This window comes from Bellilinea sp. (assembly GCF_034432615.1).
In the GTDB taxonomy this organism is placed as follows: domain Bacteria; phylum Chloroflexota; class Anaerolineae; order Anaerolineales; family Anaerolineaceae; genus Bellilinea.
This window is the reverse complement of sequence record NZ_DAOUBL010000128.1, coordinates 1-17702: the sequence shown is the minus strand read 5'-3', so window position 1 is coordinate 17702 and position 17702 is coordinate 1. Positions and strand designations below refer to the sequence as shown.

The window sequence follows — 17702 nt, the reverse complement described above, 5'->3', positions numbered from 1 at the left end:
AACGTTTAGGAGTTAGCAAGCATGTCTGAAGCTTCATATTTGACCCAAGAGGGTTTAATCCGCCTGCAACAAGAATTGGAATATCTTAAAGGTCCCGCCCGCGAGCAGCTGGCCAAGCGCTTACGCTCAGCCATTGAACAGGGTGATCTTTCGGAAAATGCCGATTACTCGGCTGCCAAAGAGGAACAGGGTTTCCTTGAAGGCCGCATTCGCGAACTGGAACAACTGCTTTCAAATGTGATTATCATTGATCACGTCGAAAAGAACTTAAATGAAATCGGAATCGGTGATTATGTCACCATTCAGGAAGAAAACTTTGAGCCGGAACGCTATCATCTGGTTGGCCCAAAAGAGGCTGATCCCAGCAATGGAAAAATTTCTCACGAATCTCCCATTGGCAAAGCTCTGATAGGTCACAAAGTGGGTGATGTTGTTGTGGTGGACACCCCCAATGGAGAAATCCGCTTAAAAATTCTCAAAATTGAATAACTGGCTGAAACTTTAAAAAACAGGGGCTGCTTTTCAGCAGCCCTTTGTTTTTTACAGGCATCCAAATATTTATGACTTGGGCCAGACAGCCAGTTCAAGCGTCAATCGCTCAAAGTAACTGTTCTCAGGTAAAGCTCCGCCCCCAAGGCTGACATCCACCACTCTCGCTTCCAGTTGTAAAGTGGCGGTTTCGAGCAGCACCCTTCTCTCTTTAGCCACTTCAATCGGCTCACCTTTGGATTCTAACCGCTGGCGGATCGCCGGGTCGTTGAAGGCATGCGGCGACATCAGCACTTTGGTGACCGTTTGAATGTCATTTTTATCAAACAACCACACCTCAAAGGCGGTCACCTTCTTAGGGTCTCCAACACCGATGGTTTCGGAAATTCCGACACCGCACTCACCTAAAAATTCGCCTGTAGGTGAATCGATGCTGAACGAATCATCATAGAGATCGTCCCCCATAATGTAGGTGGTCATGTACTGACTGATGGGGGCTTCCTGACCCTCAGCGGCAAAATCCGTGCGCTCAGCCTGGCGGTTCAAATCCTGAGCCATACCTGCCGGACTTTCGGTTTTCACTGGTCTTTTGCGAATTACCAGCAGATACACCAGCCCCGCTCCAACGCCCAGCGTGACCAGACAGAGGAGGACAACCAATCCGACACGGGAACCCCCTCCTGCCGCAGGCGGTTGGGTTGGTACGGCTGTTTCACCCGGTAGTGGAACAGTTGGTCTCATCACCAAAGCCCGGAAGGAATTGATGTCTCCTTCGCTTAGGTTGCACGTGCCGGGTTTAAGCGCATCCAGCAGAGAACCGCCCGATTCCCCCAATGCTTCAAAACGCTGCATGGCAATGGCGGTATCCCCTTTTCTGGCATATGAATCAATGACCAGACACAGGTATTCCTGTTTGTAGTCATCGCGCAGTTGACTGGGGTCTGCGTTGACCCACTTAACCGGCCAAAGCCCCCATCCCAGCACAGGTAGACCGATGATCAAACCGATCACAAAACCTGCAATTGCTGAGATGAGCGGATTGCGTAATTGTTCTCGAATCTTGTCCATGATTTTTTTGCTCCTCACTGGCTGTGATTATCTCTGCCGTGCAGTCTTTACCAGATACCTGAACTTATTGTAGAACAAGGTTTAATTTGGCGCAACTGCGATTGCGGCATGAATTTATGCTCTGTGAGGGTGAGTTGCAATTCTCATGCCGATTCCGGCGAAGTTTCTCCAATCTGCTCCTGCAAAAAACTTTCCTCGCATTTCACACATTGCAATTCGCGTTTGTTGGCAATCACCAGCAAACCACCGCAATTCGGGCAGGGAGTAGACACCGGCCGCTTCCAGGTGGTAAATTGACAGGTCGGGTAATTTGAACAACCATAAAAAACCCTGCCCTTGCGTGTCTTGCGTTCAATCAAATCACCGCCGCACTCAGGACAGGAAACCCCAATTTTCTCCAGCCACGGTTCGGTATACCGACATTCCGGAAAATTGCTGCATGAGATGAACTTGCCATACCTACCCCAGCGGATAATCAGATCATGCCCGCACTGCGGACAGGCTCGTCCAACCTTCTCCACCGTTTTGGTCACCGGCATCAATTCCTGGGCTTTTTTTACTGTCGGCTCAAAATTATCGTAAAACGAACGAATCACATCCACCCATTCCCGGTTACCAGATGCCACCTGATCGAGATCGTTTTCCATTTTCGCCGTGAATCCCACATCCACAATATCCGGGAAGTGCTGCACCAGCAAATCGTTGACCAGCAAACCGGTTTCTGTGGGGATCAGTTTCTTGTTTTCGCGCACCACATAGCCACGTTCAACAATTGTGGAGAGTATTGGAGCATAGGTCGAAGGTCGCCCAATCCCATATTCTTCCAGCGTTTGAACCAGCGTGGCTTCGGAATAACGCGGCGGGGGTTGCGTGAAGTGTTGCTCGGGCAGCAGACGCTGTAATTCTTGCGGTTGACCTTCCTCCAGCCCCGGCGGAATGCGAACATTATCTTCTTCTTCGCTTTTCTGGTCTTCGTCACGAGATTCCTCATAGATTGCCAGAAAGCCGGGGAACTTCAATGTTGAACCTGAAGCCCGCAAAAGAAAAAGATTCAGTTTTCCCCTGCCTTCAACATCAACCGTAACGGTGTCCATTACCGCCGCTTCCATTTGAGAGGCAATAAACCGCTGCCAGATGAGCATATACAGTTTGTACTGCTCAGGGCTCAGGTAGGGTTTGACTTTTTCTGGCAGACGCAAAACGGATGTTGGACGAATCGCTTCGTGGGCTTCCTGTGCGCCTACTGCGCGAGTCTTATATTGGGGCGGCATTTCGGGCAGATAATCCTTCCCATAGGTATTCAGGATATACTCCCGGGCTTCCCTTTGCGCCAATTCCGACACATTGGTCGAATCGGTACGCATATATGTGATTAAACCGGTTGAACCGCCTTCGCCAACATCCAAACCTTCATACAATTGTTGAGCAATCATCATCGTTCGGCGTGCGGTGTACCCCAATTTCCGAGAAGCCTCTTGCTGCAGGGTGCTGGTAATGAAAGGCGCAGCCGGTTTTCGTCTTCGCTCACCGCGCTTAATTCGCACAATCTGGTATTGTGCCGGTTCCATATCCTCGAGCAAACCTTGCACTGTTGTCTGATCGGGTAATTGGGGTTCTTGTTCATTCACCTTCACCAGCTTGGCAACATAGGTCTGCTTACTACCTTGGGGTTTTAACTCAGCTGCAATCGTCCAGTATTCTACCGGCACAAAGGCAGCAATCTCACGTTCTCGCTCTACAATCAATCGCAGTGCCACCGACTGCACACGACCAGCCGAAAGACGGCTGCGCACCTTCTCCCACAAAAGTGGGCTAAGATTATAACCGACCAGACGGTCCAAAATGCGCCGCCCTTGTTGGGCATTGACCAGATTCATGTTGATCTTGCGCGGGTGAGAAAATGCCTCCTCAATGGCCGGTTGGGTGATTTCATGAAAAACAACCCGCCGCGAGATATCTTCGGGAATTTCTGCGGCTTCCAACAAATGCCAGGCAATCGCTTCTCCTTCCCGATCCGGGTCAGTTGCCAGATAAATTTCTTCGGCTCTCTTTACCAACTCTTTTAGCTCTTTGACCACCGCCCGCTTCTCGTTCGGTACGCGGTATTTGGGTTGGAAATTGTTTTCCACATCTACCGACAGTTCCGAACGCAATAAATCGCGGATATGCCCAACCGAGGCCTTGACAGTGTAGCCTTTTCCCAGAAAACGACCGACTGTCCGAGCCTTTGCCGGCGATTCCACAATCACCAGTTTACCGCTTCGTTCATCACGGCCATTATCCTTTCTGCTTCTGCTCTGTTTTTTCGAATGGGCTGAACTGATTAATTTATCCGCAGGTCTTTCTCTCTTTTCTGGGGCGGGCAAATGTTCATGTTCGGGTGTTTTTCCCATTCGATACAATTGAGTGCCGCATACCGGGCAAATTCCCCGCGTGACCGGGGCACCCACAGCATTAAATTCTGCTCGAGGTGAAGCAATCTCTCTTTTCTCTTTGCACTTGACACAATAGGCTTCCAATGCTTACCTCCCATTACAGGTAATTTTCTCTTCCACTTTGTTTTAATATCTGAACAATCTCGCGAACCGATTGGGCTTTGTCTTTATGACAAACCAGTAACACATTTCCACTATCCACAATGATCAAATTTTCAACACCAATTGTAGCAATCAAACGCCGATCGTCCTCGCACAGCACCAGTGTTTTTTGAGAATCGAGGGCGAGCCATTGGGAAGTCAGGCGGATGTTTCCATCCTCATCACCTTCCAGAACTTCAAACAGCGAGTCCCAACTTCCAACATCGTTCCAACCCAAACCAGCCGCGGGTATCACGACCACTTGCCGGGCATGTTCCATGATGCCGTAGTCAATGGTTTCTGGTTTCAAACCCATCCATAGAGGAAGCCAATCCTCTTTTTTGTCAAAGCCCGATTTTTCAATTTGCAGCATCACCTTGTATAATTCGGGCAACTGATTTTTAATTTCTCGCCGAATTTGATCAACCTGCCAGAAAAACATTCCCGAATTCCAGTCGTGATCGCCGCTTTCCACCATTTTCCGGGCCGTTTCCGCATCCGGTTTTTCTTTAAACTTCAACACCTGATACACTCGTTGTTGATTGATTTCTGCCACTGTCTGACCACGCTGAATATAGCCATATCCGGTGGAAGGATGGGAGGGATGAATACCCAATGTTACCAGATATCCCAGCCGTGCAGCTTCATCGGCAACCTGTAAGATTTTCTGAAAATATGCCACATCCTGAATGATGTGGTCGGCGGTCAGCACGGCCATTACCGCTTGCTGATCTTTTTGATACAAGAAAGCCGCCGCCAATCCCACCACGGCCGCTGTACCTTTTGGAGCCGGTTCAATCAGGAAATTTTCAGATGGAATTTCAGGGCAATCCTTTTGTAAATCAAACGCCATTTCTGCACCGGTAACGACCAGTATTCGTTCGGGTGGAATTAAACCATACAGGCGATCAACGGCCAGTTGAAACAGGGTTCGATCCGAACCCAGTTTAAGCATTTGTTTTGGGCGTGCTGAGCGGGAAAGAGGCCACAAACGCGTCCCTCCCCCGCCAGCCATGATCACAGCATAAAACGATTTATTCATCATTCCTGAGGTAGGTTTCCATTTCTTCACGGATGGCCCGGTAATTCATTCCACCATTATTCCTCACCAGACCCTTCAATTCCATCATGATCAGGCATGCAGAAACCTTATCAATTGGCAAACCACTTAAAAAGCTGATTTCATCCGCCGTCAGGTTATCTTCACCCATAACTTGCAATAGTTTAGCCTCTGTTTCATCAGAAGGCAATACCTTTCTGGCAATCCGCCGTGTATTCACCTGTTGAATATTGAGGGCCTCCAGCACATCGGATGGATTCAGGAGAGGGCGTGCTCCATTTTGGATCAGGCGGTTGACACCCTTAGAGTTAGGAGAATGGATATTTCCGGGTACTGCCAGAACCTCCCGCCCCTGATCGGCCGCAAATGAAGCCGTAATTAACGCTCCGCTGGTATCGCCGGCCTCGATCACGACGGTTGCCAACGCCAATCCAGAAATGATGCGGTTGCGCGGCGGGAAGTTGCTGCTCTCCGGAGGTGTACCGGGGGGATAATCACTGATGAGCGCGCCGCTGGCAGTAATTTCTTCGGCCAGCTTCGCATGCTCAGGGGGATATATCACATCCACACCACAACCCAGCACTGCCAGCGAGCGTCCTCCGGCTCTCAAAGCCGATTGGTGAGCCACAGCATCTGTGCCGCGCGCCAACCCACTAACCACTGTGACGCGGTTGCGCGCCAGAAATGCCGCCAGTTCCTCTGCAACCTGTTTGCCGTAAGCCGAAACCCGCCGTGTTCCAACCACGGCTACAGCCACTTCATCTTCCGGTAGATATTCACCCTTGATGTAAAGTACGGGAGGTGGCTGGTCAATTTGACGCAGCAAAGTGGGATACGTTTCATCTTCCCATGTTATCACCTGAATTGCTTTGCGTTCAATATTTTCCCAGATACGCTCCAAATCGATTTGGGAGCGGATTTTTAAAAGTTGTTCCACCAGACGGGGATGCAGCCTTACTGCAATCAATTTTTCATACGAAGCTTCCCAAGCGGCTTTCAAATCCCCGTCAAAAGCCTGTAACAACCGGCTCAGGCGGACTGATCCAATTCCTTTAACGTAATTAAAGGCGACCCAATAGGCTTTGGGGTTCATCCATTTCGCTCCAGGCTACAGCCACTCTGGTGGAGAAAGGATTATTTTACGCTCCGCTAATCGAATTTCGAGGACAAATTCATTGACCGCCGGTACCAGCAATTCAGTTTGGGTGCTTTCCTCTCGGATGATGTATACATCATTTGCACCGGTTTCGAGGATCTCCACCAGCGTTCCAAGTCTCTCGCCCCCGGGTGTAAAAGCATTCAGGCCTAACAGCTCATGATGGTAGTATTCACCCTCTGGCAGTGGTGGAATTTCATCAGACCGGACAAACAGGTATTGGTTACGCAATGGCGCGGCCGATTCGGGATCATCAACTTCTTCAAAGGCAATCAACACTTGCCTGCCTTTTGACCGCAGCGATCGAATGGTCAGCCGGATATGCTCTTCGCCGGCGTAAACCACCTTGCCGCGCACCAATCGCTCAGGAAAATCGGTCAGTAAATCCATGACCATCTCACCCTGAAGGCCATGCGCCCGCCGCAGGTAACCGACAGCCAGAAAGACAGGCTCGCCCGAGGGAGGCGAGCCTGATGTTTCCCTGCTATAGTCCGAATTGAGCGGACGGCGGTTCATCAGCGAGGCTCCATCACATCCAGTGTTGCCTGTTTACCCTCGCGAGCAGCTGCAACACGCAGTAAAACCCGCATTGCGTTTGCAACCCGTCCACTTTTTCCAATGATTCTGCCCATATCTTCTTTGGCGACCCACAGCTCCAGCCGGGCTTTTCCGCCCACCCACTCCTGACGAACCCGCACCTGAGTGGGGTCATCTACCAGAGAAGCGGCAATATATTCAATCAGCTCTTTCACAATCAATCCTTTCGCACAATGGCTTTGGATGATAGCGCGGCCAAAGATCAGGCCGGATTGGTTTTTACATCTACCTTGCGGGAAGCGTAATAGGCTTCTGCTTCCTTCAATACTTCCTCTACAGGCTCCCCGGCTTTGACCCGCGCAAACCGCTTGGTCAAACCCACACTGTCAAACAATTGTTGAACCGATTCGGTGGGTTGAGCCCCGTTTTTGAGCCAGTGATACACCCGCTCTTCATTCACCTGAAAGGTGAAAGGCTCAGTGCGGGGGTTGTAAAAACCAAGAATTTCAAGGAAACGACCATCGCGAGGGCTTTCTTTATCAGCCGCCACAATGCGATAACTGGGTTGTCCCTTTAAGCCAATACGGCGCAATCGTATTCGAACCATAGTTGATTTTTTCTCCTCATTTTTACATGATCATTTTAGCATATTGAATGGCAATTTAGGTTTACCTCCAAAAGTCGAGGGGCGCTGAAGGGGGCGCTTACTTCTAGAGGCACTTTTTCAGCCAAACAGGCGCGGCAATCCCCGTCCTCCTGTTTTTTGTAAGGTCTTAAACATTTTCTGCGCATCCCGGAACTGTTTGAGAACCCGGTTGACATCCTGCACCTGGGTACCGGATCCGCGCGCAATTCTCCTCCTCCGGCTGGCATTAAGAATTTCCGGTCGCCGGCGTTCCTCGCGGGTCATCGAGTTGAGGATCGCTTCGGTAATTTTCAACGAACGCTCAGCCTCTTCCGGAGAGATGCTGCGCGCCATTTGACCCATGCCACCGGGTAACATCTCCAATATTTGTGCCAGTGGACCCATCTTGCGAATCTGTTTCAGTTGTTTGGCAAAATCTTCCAGCGTAAAAGCTCCGGAAAGCATGCGTTCCGCCTGTTCCTGGGCTTCCTTTTCGTCAAAAGCCGCCTCTGCCCGTTCAATTAACCCAATTACATCTCCCATGCCTAAAATGCGCGAAGCTAACCGACCAGGATCATATACTTCAATAGCATCAATCCCCTCGCCAGTGCCAAGGAACTTTAAGGGTACACCGGTAACAGCACGGATGGATATGGCAGCGCCACCCCGGGCATCACCATCCATTTTCGTCAGCATCAAACCGGTCAGGCTCACCGTATCCCGGAAGCCTTCAGCGACATGCAGGGCTTCCTGACCAATCATCGCATCTACCACCAGTAAAATTTCATTGGGTGTCACGCGCCGGGTAATTGCTTTGAGTTCATCCATCAAGGCATTATCCAGCTGGGATCGCCCGGCTGTGTCCACAATTAAAACGCTGACACCGCTTTTCTGGGCTCTCTCAAATGCCCGTGAAACCAGTTCTGGAGGTTTGACTCCGTTTTCTGTATAAACTGGAACCCCAATTCTCTCGCCCAACGTCTGTAATTGCTTGATGGCTGCCGGGCGGTATGGATCAGCGGCGACCAGTTCAACACGTTCACCCTGCGAGCGCAACAACGAGGCAAGTTTTGCTGCTGCGGTGGTCTTGCCGGAACCCTGCAGCCCAACCATCATGATGACCCGTGGCTTCGGGCCGGTCAGGTTCAGCCGCGCTGGCTCGCCAAGCGTTTTGATTAATTCCTCGTGGACAATTTTGATGACTTGTTGGGCGGGGTTAAGTGCCTTTGATACTTCTGCACCGACCGCGCGCTCGCGGACACGATTGATAAAGTCCTTGACCACGCTGAAGTGAACATCGGCCTCCAGCAATGCCAAGCGAACTTCGCGCATGGCAGCATCTACATCCTGCTCGGATAATTTGCCCCGCCGGCGAAGTTGTTGAAATACCTGTTCCAGCCTTTGTGAAAGCGATTCGAACACGCTGACCTTAATCCAAAAGAAATCAACACCCCAAAGGGGCGTTACGCCTCCCAATTCTAGTCGGATAAACAACAATGGTCAAGGTTAAGACCTGAAGAAATTTTCAAGCCGCCTTTCGCAACTTTTTACAAAGAATGGGGTTATAGGCAAAGGAATAATATAATAATAAAGAACTTGAAGGAGAAAAAACATGTCAAAGGTAGCCGTCGTCACTGACAGTACTGCCTATATCCCCGAACATTTAGCCAATGGTTATGTTCTGCACACGATTCCGTTACAGGTTGTGTGGGGAGGAGAAACCTTCCGCGATGGAGTGGACATAACTCCATTGGAATTCTACACTCGTCTGCAGCATGCTAAAGTGATGCCCACCACATCACAACCTTCACCTGCTGCCTTTCAACAAGTTTACACTTCCCTCCTGGAACAGGGCTACGATATCCTTTCCATCCACATCTCGGCGGCCCTTTCGGGCACCATTGATTCCGCTTTACAGGCCAAACAGACCCTTAACACCGATCGGGTTGTTATCATTGATTCTTTTTCAGCGGGCATGGGTCTGGGTTTTCAAGCCTTGCAGGTAGCCCGTGCGGCCAAACAAGGCGCTTCATTGGAGGAGTGTAAAACAATTGCCGAAAAAGCCGTAAACCATACCGGGGTTTTATTCGCCGTCAGCACGCTGGAATTTCTACACCGTGGGGGACGCATTGGAGGCGCTGCCGCTTTTCTCGGTACTGCTCTGGGTCTTAAACCAATCCTCGGTTTGGAGAACGGAAAAATAGTGGCGGTTGAAAAAATCCGCACCATGAACAAAGCGGTGGATCGTCTGATTGATATCTTTGTAGAACGGGTGGGCAGTCAGCGGCCGATTCGCATTGCTGCCCTGCACGCCAATGCACCCGCCGAAGCCGAACGCCTGCTCGAAAAAGCCTGTCAGCGTTTTGAACCTGCCGAAATAGCTGAAGCCTTTGCCGCCACCGTTTCACCCGTCATCGGCACCCATACCGGTCCCGGTACTGTAGGGATCGCCTACATGGCAGGAATGTGATTGGTCAATCTTCCTGATATTGATTGACAGATTTCCTTTCTGTTCCCATACCTCTTTTTTATTGAACGGTCTTTGGTAAAATGAAAAAGACCGTTTTCTTTTCCCTGTAAATCACCTCCGAGGTTACAACAATGCGAATATATTCCGAGATTGGCGTGCAGGTTGCGGATGTTTTACTTCCCAAAAAAGGGATTGATTTACGCAAATGGGCAACCATTGCCTGCGATCAATTCACCTCTCAACCCGAATACTGGGAACAGGTAGCCAGAGAGGTTGGCGATGCTCCATCCACGTTAAATTTAATTTTGCCTGAGGTTTATTTAGGTAAACCAGAGGAAATGGAACGCATCCAGACCGCTCAAAAAACCATGCGGCGGTACCTGGACGACGGCATTTTTGAAGTGTACAGCGGTTTAATTTATGTTGAACGCACGGTAATGGGCAAAACCCGCCATGGGTTGATTCTCGCGCTAGACCTGGAAAAGTACGATTATTCCCCCGGTTCTCAATCCCTCATTCGAGCAACAGAAGGCACCATCCTGGAGCGGATACCACCTCGCATGCGCATCCGCGAAGGAGCAGCGCTCGAGCTTCCTCATATTTTGGTGCTGATTGATGACCCGCACCGCACGGTTATTGAACCGATCAGCCAACATGCCAATGCGCTGATCCCTCTCTATGATTTTGAATTGATGCAAGGCAGTGGACATCTGAAAGGAGCGCTCATCACCGATCTCAACCTGGAAAAACAAATTATTAAATCGCTCGAACATCTGGCAGCCCCTCAGGTTTTCTACCCCAAGTATGGGGTTGGGAACGAAAAAGGCGTTTTGCTTTTTGCGGTTGGAGATGGTAATCACTCTCTGGCGACTGCCAAGGCCTGCTGGGAAAAACTGAAACCCTGCGTGGGAATGCATCATCCTGCGCGTTATGCGCTGGTCGAAATTGAAAATCTGCATGACCCCGGCTTGGTTTTTGAGTCAATTCACCGCGTGCTCTTTGGTATTAAACAATCACCTGTAAGCGCACTTGCCCACTATTTTGGCGAAACTGGCGTAACGATAGCCGATTGCCCGAACGCAGAAGCAATGGAAAATATGGTTAAAAACCAGTCCAGCAATGACCAGATGATCGGCATCGTATCACCGCAGGGCTTTGCTACTGCCGCCATCCACAAGCCAACTTCCAATTTACCGGTAGGAAGCCTGCAAGCTTTTCTGGATGACTGGCTGAAACAAGGCGGAGCAGAAAAAATTGATTATGTACACGGCGAGGAAGCCCTGTATCATCTCTCCCGGCAGGAAGGTAATTGCGGTTTTTATCTGCCCGCCATGGATAAAAACGAATTGTTCAAGACCGTGATTCTGGATGGTGTACTTCCCCGTAAAACTTTTTCAATGGGGGAAGCAATCGAGAAACGGTTTTACGTGGAGGCCAGAAAAATAATCTGAATGAAGCGGTACAATCCTTTACAACCCCATCCTCAAGCTGTTCCGCCCGAACAGGTCAGGTTACTGAATCTGCAGATTGAACCATGGGAAGACCGCCAGCGGGTGCGCGTTCATGCCCGGCTCACCCCCTTTCAAAAACCTCCCAATCTGGAGTTTGAGATCCGTACTGCAGATGATCAGGTTGTTGCCAGCGCCTATATTGTGGAAAACATTGATTTCGATCTGGTCATTACCATGCATCTGCGCCAGCTTCCACTGGAAAGACGTTATTTTACGCTTTACGCCCGTGTTGAATATGATGAAATTGGACTGGTTTACCAGGACCAACAGAATTTCTCTTTGTAAAATAACTCCATTAAATCATTTATATTTTTTCATGGAGGAAAGGTCGCTTCGCAGCAGGAAATGAAAAGGCATCTTCGAAACTTAAGTACACTGGTCAAGCCTTATATTCGACAAATCGTGCTTGCCGGTGTCTTCCTGCTCTTCCTCACCCTGATTGAAATGTCCTTCCCGGCGATCATCCGACAAGTGATTGATATCGGTCTAAAGGATAATAACAATCGCTTTCTGATGGTCTCAGCCGGGATAATTCTGGTGTTGGGTCTGATTAAAGCGCTGGTCAGTTTTCGGGAACAATACCTGACCGAATGGATCGCTCACCATGTGGCTTATGACCTGCGCAACCGCCTTTATGACCACATTCAACGCTTATCCTTTCAATACCATGACCACATGCCAACTGGTCAACTTATCAGCCGGGTCATTGAAGATGTGCGCTCCCTGCAGAACTTTGCCGGTCATGGGCTGGTCGAACTGGCCCGAATTATCATCCTTCTCTTCGGCATTGGAATTTACCTCTTTAGCCGCCACCCTTTGCTGGCAGCCATTGCCATCTCGCCGCTGATTCCGCTGATATTGCTGACCACAGATTTTGGCAAGCGTGTAGGAAGATTGTTCCTTGCGGTGGATAATACCTTAGGCGAACTTTCCTCCATTTTGCAGGAAAATGTAATCGGTATTCAGGTAGTACGTGCTTTTGCTCAAGAAAAGTTTGAAACCCTACGCTTTGACCAAACCAACCGTAAATTGTATGACCGACAAATTACGGTCGTAAGGGAATGGGCAAAAGTCATGCCCTCGACCATCTTTTTAGTCACCCTTGGCACAATCTTAATTCTGTGGTTTGGCGGTCAAATGGCAATCCGCGGCGAGATCACCGTTGGAGAACTGGTTGCCTTTAACAGTTATATGCTTCTGCTGGCAAACCCGGCGCAACAATTGGCATGGCTGGTCAACGCTGCTGGTGAAGCTTATGCCGGTTTGCAACGCACCTTTGAAATACTTGAAACCCAGCCGGATATTCAATCCCCGCCCAACGCTATGGTTTGCCCTCCCTTTCGAGGGGAAATTCTCTTTGAGCGAGTTTCTTTTCGCTACAATGAACATGAAAGGCCTATCCTCAGTGACATCAACTTGAAGATTGAACCAAACCAGCGGGTAGCGATCATCGGCGCAACCGGCTCGGGCAAGACTACGCTGGTCAACCTGATCCCCCGATTTTATGATGTCAGTGAAGGTGCTGTAAAAATTGACGGTATTGACGTTCGCCGGATGGATCTTTCATCTCTCCGGCGTCAAATTGGCATTGTTCTGCAGACTTCCCTCCTCTTCTCCACCACGATCCGGGAAAATCTGGCTTACGGACGTCCGGATGCCAGCGAGGAAGAAATTATCGCTGCAGCCAAAGCAGCCCAAGCACATGATTTCATCATGGAACTGCCGGAAGGTTATGATACCGTAGTTGGCGAGCGGGGAGTTACTCTTTCGGGCGGTCAGCGTCAACGGATTGCCATTGGCAGGGCGCTATTGATGAATCCGCGGATCCTGATTCTGGATGACTCAACTTCCAGCGTAGATGTGCAAACAGAACACTTAATTCAAAAGGCTTTATCCGTACTAATGGAAGGCCGTACCACCCTGATTATTGCTCAACGTCTTTCGACCGTAAAAAAAGCCGATTTGATTCTGGTGATGGACCAGGGTCGCATTATTGAACGGGGCACTCATTCTCAACTGCTTGCTTTAAATGGCTTTTACCGTCAAATTTATGAACTTCAGCTGAGAAATCAGGAAGAACTGGAAGAAGTCCACCCCCTTTCACAAGTTGCTCGTTCTAAAGTCAATCTTCGATCAGGAAATTCGTTGGAGTAAAAAAAAATAGCATGGCTGTCACCGTTCCATCCAACATTCATGAGGATGTGCAATTCAAAGGCTACGACCCACAGGTAATTCGTGGATTGATGGCATTTGTAAAGCCTTACTGGAAACCCTTGCTGGTTTCATTGATCCTCATGGCAATCACCTCAGCAGCCTCTGTGGCTGGACCCTACCTGGTGAAACTGGCCGTGGACGAAGGCGTGGATGGACAGTCTCTTCCGGCATTGCGCAATATCGTCCTGCTTTACCTGACTATTGCCACTCTGCAATGGTCCGCCATCTACGGACGGGTTTTTATCATGTCCCGAGTCGGACAATCCATCATCTTTGATGTCCGGTCGAAATTATTTCATCATCTTCAACAACTTTCCCTCAGTTTTTTCTCACATTACTCAGTCGGGCGTATCATCGTGCGGGTGATCAACGATGTGAGTGTTTTAAGAGAATTTATTACCTGGGCCATGCTCGCCATTGCCCGCGATTTATTTGTACTGGTTGGCATTGTAATTACCATGTTCAGTATGAACCCGCGCCTTTCTTTGCTAACCTTCAGTGTGATCCCGCTCATCATTTTCAGCACACGCCTCTTTCGGAAGCGTGCCCGTGAATATTACAGAGAAACACGCAAGGCCATCAGTTGGGTCAATTCCGTCCTCGCTGAAAATATCAACGGCTTACGGGTTGTACAGGCATTTTCGCGTGAGGATAAAAATTACACCTACTTTCGAGATGTGGTGAACCGCAACAACCTGGATGTCAACCTCAAAGCCGCGCGCCTGGCTGCGCAATTCTTTCCCAGTGTCGATTTTTTGGGCATTACAGCCATGGCACTGGTCGTCTGGCTGGGAGGCAGCGCCGTTTTGGGAGAACAAATTTCACCCGGCACGTTGGTTGCCTTTGTATTGTACATAAACCGCTTTTTCGACCCAATCCGTGACCTGAGCCGCCGCTTTGATACCTTCCAATCCACCATGGCTAGCGGCGAGCGCATTCTCAACCTTTTGAATGCCCCCATTGAGGTACAGAACGCGGCGGATGCTATTGAAATGCCTGCTATTCGAGGGGAAATTCGCTTTGAAAATGTCAGTTTTCACTATTCAGATGATCCTACCCCGGTTTTGCGCAATATTGATTTGACAATTCCAGCAGGTCAGACTGTTGCGCTGGTCGGAAAAACCGGAGCAGGAAAATCCACTCTGATCAAGCTGGTTGCCCGTTTCCACGATCCAACTGAAGGAATTGTCCGAATTGACGGTTACGATCTTCGTCAGGTGACCCAGCAGAGTTTACGCCGACAATTTGGCATCGTCCTTCAAGACCCCTTTCTGTTTTCCGGAACCGTCCGTGAAAATATCCGCTTTGGCAGATTGATTGCGAGTGATGAAGAAGTCGAAACCGCTGCCAAAACGGTGGGAGCAGATGAGTTTATCCGCCAATTACCACACGGTTATGACACACCCGTAGAAGAAGGCGGCGCCATTTTATCGGTCGGGCAGCGTCAATTGATCTCATTTGCTCGTGCCTTGCTGGCTGATCCACGCATCTTAATTCTGGATGAAGCCACTTCCAGTGTAGACACCCAGACCGAGCGTATGATTCAGGCTGGCCTTAACCGCCTATTGAAAGGGCGCACCTCTTTGATCATCGCTCATCGTCTATCTACAATCACCAACGCGGATCGGATTCTGGTCATCGAAAACGGAGAGATTATTGAGGATGGCACTCATGCTGAACTATTGCAAAAAGGGGGGATATACTATCATCTCTACAGTTTACGCTTCGAGGATGAATAATCGGACCAGTTAACAATATTGATAACCAAACCCAATTGAAAGGCAGTTTGGTTGACTGTTCAATTTTTTGAATGCTACAATAAACCTTAAATGAATTCAAACTCGAATGTCACTGAAGAAAATCGGTAATTTTTCCGTGCGGACGCCCTCACCGACCTGACCAATTCCTCATCATCGCCGGTTTTCTTCCCAAATTGCAGATGAACTCGTCGTTGGGAGATGAATGGCTGGTTCTCCAAAAGTAAGTAAAAAAAGAAAGCCTGTCGGCTGGTTAACCTTCATATTTGCCCTGCTGGTGGTGCTACTGTGGAATGTCATCCCCATCATTCGGGATCAATGGCTGCTTCTTCCTACCCCAACCTTGCCAGCACTCTTACCCACTCCCCTTCCGCTTGAAACACCCGAACCGCCCCTTGCCCGTCCAGAGGTGAGCAATCTGAACGTTGCCCTTGGTGAATCGATTGCACCCCAAAATGACTCAAACCCCGATGGGATCATGGTGTTTGCGATGAGCGATGGGCCTTTCATTCATTTATTTGCCTTCCATCCAACCCATTTACCGCTTTCCCGTCTGACCAACCATCCCTGGGACGATTTGCACCCGGCGATCAGCCCGGATGGCAGCCGAATTGCTTACGCTTCTCGTCGGAACGGCTACTGGGATATTTACATCCTTGACTTGAGGAACGGTGCATTAACCCGCGTTACCGATACGCCGGAATACGACGGTTGGCCAAGCTGGTCTCCTGACGGCCAATGGCTGGCCTACGAGACCTACGCCAATGGCAATCTGGATATCTTTATCCAATCTCTCGCTGATCTAAGTCAGGCACCCATCCCACTCACCAACTCCTCCAGCGCTGACCATTCTCCGGCATGGTCCCCGTTAGGACAGGAAATTGCCTTTGTTTCTGACCGCAGCGGACAGGATGAAATCTGGACAGCCCGGCTTGACCAGATTGGCGAACGGTATACCAATGTCAGTCTTGGGGTCGGCAGTCCCGCTCATTCCCCTTCATGGTCACCCGATGGTCACTTTTTAACCTGGGGTGGCCGTTACAACGCCGCCGATACAATTTTCGTTTGGGATAGCACGTTCCCCCAAAAACCAGCCGTAGCAGCCTTTGCAGGGAGCAATGCGGTTTGGAGTCCGGACGGAAAGGTGCTCCTGACCCGTCAGACCGACTTTTTACAGGATCATCTGGCTGGTTTTGAGGTTTCCTCTAAAAAACTGGCGCTGCCTTTTTGGGTTATGCCTGCAGCCATTCACGGCATGGATTGGAAAGGCGGGCAAATCAACGATTTGATCATGGCATACCTGCTGGATAGTCCGGCAGTTCTACCCTCGCTTTATAGCGTTCAAATTACACTCGCACCCCAATCTCAGCCCAACCGTTTTGGACTGGTATCCCTAACAGATGTCAATGTCCCATATCCCTACTTGCACGATGCAGTAGATGAATCCTTTGCAGCGCTCCGCCGTGAAGCTGCCCGCCAATCAGGCTGGGATATTTTGGGAAATTTGGAAAACGCTTACTTGCCGATTACCGAGCCACCCCACCCCGGCAGTGTGGACGAGTGGCTGCTGACCGGCAGAGCGTTTGCGATTAATCCCTTACCCATTCAAGCCGGCTGGATGACGATTACCCGCGAAGAACGCGGTGGGCAAACCTACTGGCGCATCTTCATCCGCGCCCGCTATCAGGATGGATCCCAGGGGCAACCCATGAAAGATCATCCCTGGTCACTGGATGCGCGTTACAACGGCGACCCGCGCACCTACGAACAGGGTGGCGCTTTCACCCCGATACCGGATGGGTATTGGATAGATTTCACCGAACTGGCAGCTCGCTTTGGGTGGCAGCCGGTAGCGGCCTTACAAAACTGGCGCACATTTTACCCGGCTGCCCGTTTCAATCAGTTTGTCAAAACGGACGGTTTAGATTGGAATGGGGCGATGGCGCAGTTTTATCCACCTGAGGCGATTCAAACGCCAACCGCCATCCCGACCCTCACCCTTAAACCTACCATTTCTCCCACAATCCGTTTTTATCGGACAGCAACACCATTGCCAAGCCCCACCCCAACCAGTCAGCCCACCCGCCGGCCAACATGGACACCGCTGCCCGGAGCCGTTCAACCATGAACAAACCCGGTAATCTTTTCTTTTTTACGCTGTTGTTTGCACTGCTTCTGAGCGCCTGCCAGAGCAGTGCAGTTGCGGATGCCGCCCCATCAACAAAAATTGAAGCGGCCG

The 17702-nt window shown here is 50.1% G+C and carries 14 protein-coding genes and 1 pseudogene; 7 read left to right on the top strand and 8 right to left on the bottom strand.

From position 1 onward, the window contains the following. Positions 1 to 21: 21 nt before the first annotated feature. Positions 22 to 489, top strand: coding sequence for a transcription elongation factor GreA (gene greA / locus VAE48_RS05680; RefSeq protein ID WP_322792350.1), 468 nt, complete (start codon positions 22 to 24; stop codon positions 487 to 489). A gap of 69 nt (positions 490 to 558) precedes the next feature. Here greA and VAE48_RS05675 read toward each other — a convergent pair whose 3' ends face one another. From VAE48_RS05675 to ffh, 8 genes and pseudogenes are all read right to left on the bottom strand, one after another. Further along, the gene (locus VAE48_RS05675) at positions 559 to 1557 is read right to left on the bottom strand and encodes a hypothetical protein (RefSeq protein WP_322792349.1); all 999 of its coding nucleotides are present in this window, start codon (positions 1555 to 1557) and stop codon (positions 559 to 561) included. 143 nt (positions 1558 to 1700) lie between these two features. After that, positions 1701 to 4076, bottom strand: a complete 2376-nt coding sequence (gene topA / locus VAE48_RS05670) for a type I DNA topoisomerase (RefSeq protein ID WP_322792348.1) — start codon at positions 4074 to 4076, stop codon at positions 1701 to 1703. Positions 4077 to 4089: 13 nt separating this feature from the next. Beyond that, complete coding sequence (locus tag VAE48_RS05665) at positions 4090 to 5178, bottom strand: mannose-1-phosphate guanylyltransferase (RefSeq protein ID WP_322792347.1); 1089 nt, start codon at positions 5176 to 5178, stop codon at positions 4090 to 4092. Next, positions 5168 to 6286 (bottom strand): DNA-processing protein DprA, encoded by a 1119-nt coding sequence (gene dprA / locus VAE48_RS05660; RefSeq protein WP_322792346.1) that lies wholly within the window; start codon positions 6284 to 6286, stop codon positions 5168 to 5170. The genes VAE48_RS05665 and dprA overlap by 11 nt, the downstream gene beginning before the upstream one ends. A 15-nt stretch (positions 6287 to 6301) precedes the next feature. Next, positions 6302 to 6865, bottom strand: a complete 564-nt coding sequence (rimM, locus tag VAE48_RS05655) for a ribosome maturation factor RimM (RefSeq protein ID WP_322792345.1) — start codon at positions 6863 to 6865, stop codon at positions 6302 to 6304. Beyond that, a complete protein-coding gene (locus tag VAE48_RS05650; protein WP_061915716.1) occupies positions 6865 to 7101 on the bottom strand; it encodes a KH domain-containing protein in 237 nt (78 codons plus the stop codon). The genes rimM and VAE48_RS05650 overlap by 1 nt, the downstream gene beginning before the upstream one ends. Before the next feature lie 149 nt (positions 7102 to 7250). Then, positions 7251 to 7493: pseudogene (gene rpsP, locus VAE48_RS05645) on the bottom strand (30S ribosomal protein S16); the annotation flags it as partial. A 117-nt stretch (positions 7494 to 7610) separates the two neighbouring features. Next, positions 7611 to 8933: a signal recognition particle protein gene (gene ffh / locus VAE48_RS05640; RefSeq protein WP_322792344.1), complete on the bottom strand. Its 1323-nt coding sequence runs from the start codon at positions 8931 to 8933 to the stop codon at positions 7611 to 7613. Between the two features lie 190 nt (positions 8934 to 9123). Between ffh and VAE48_RS05635 the strand changes: the two genes are divergently transcribed. The 6 genes from VAE48_RS05635 to VAE48_RS05610 all read left to right on the top strand — a co-directional run bounded on the left by VAE48_RS05635 (position 9124) and on the right by VAE48_RS05610 (position 17591). After that, the gene (locus tag VAE48_RS05635) at positions 9124 to 9981 is read left to right on the top strand and encodes a DegV family protein (protein ID WP_322792343.1); all 858 of its coding nucleotides are present in this window, start codon (positions 9124 to 9126) and stop codon (positions 9979 to 9981) included. 131 nt (positions 9982 to 10112) lie between these two features. Beyond that, complete coding sequence (locus VAE48_RS05630) at positions 10113 to 11432, top strand: DUF1015 domain-containing protein (RefSeq protein ID WP_322792342.1); 1320 nt, start codon at positions 10113 to 10115, stop codon at positions 11430 to 11432. Next, on the top strand, positions 11433 to 11777 hold the full coding sequence (locus VAE48_RS05625) for a hypothetical protein (protein ID WP_322792341.1): 345 nt from the start codon (positions 11433 to 11435) through the stop codon (positions 11775 to 11777). A 60-nt stretch (positions 11778 to 11837) separates the two neighbouring features. Beyond that, the gene (locus VAE48_RS05620; RefSeq protein ID WP_322792340.1) at positions 11838 to 13646 is read left to right on the top strand and encodes an ABC transporter ATP-binding protein; all 1809 of its coding nucleotides are present in this window, start codon (positions 11838 to 11840) and stop codon (positions 13644 to 13646) included. 11 nt (positions 13647 to 13657) lie between these two features. Beyond that, entirely contained in the window at positions 13658 to 15445 is a 1788-nt protein-coding gene (locus VAE48_RS05615; protein WP_322792339.1) for an ABC transporter ATP-binding protein, read from the top strand. Positions 15446 to 15668: 223 nt separating this feature from the next. After that, positions 15669 to 17591, top strand: coding sequence for a hypothetical protein (locus tag VAE48_RS05610; RefSeq protein WP_322792338.1), 1923 nt, complete (start codon positions 15669 to 15671; stop codon positions 17589 to 17591). The last annotated feature ends 111 nt before the right edge of the window (positions 17592 to 17702 follow it).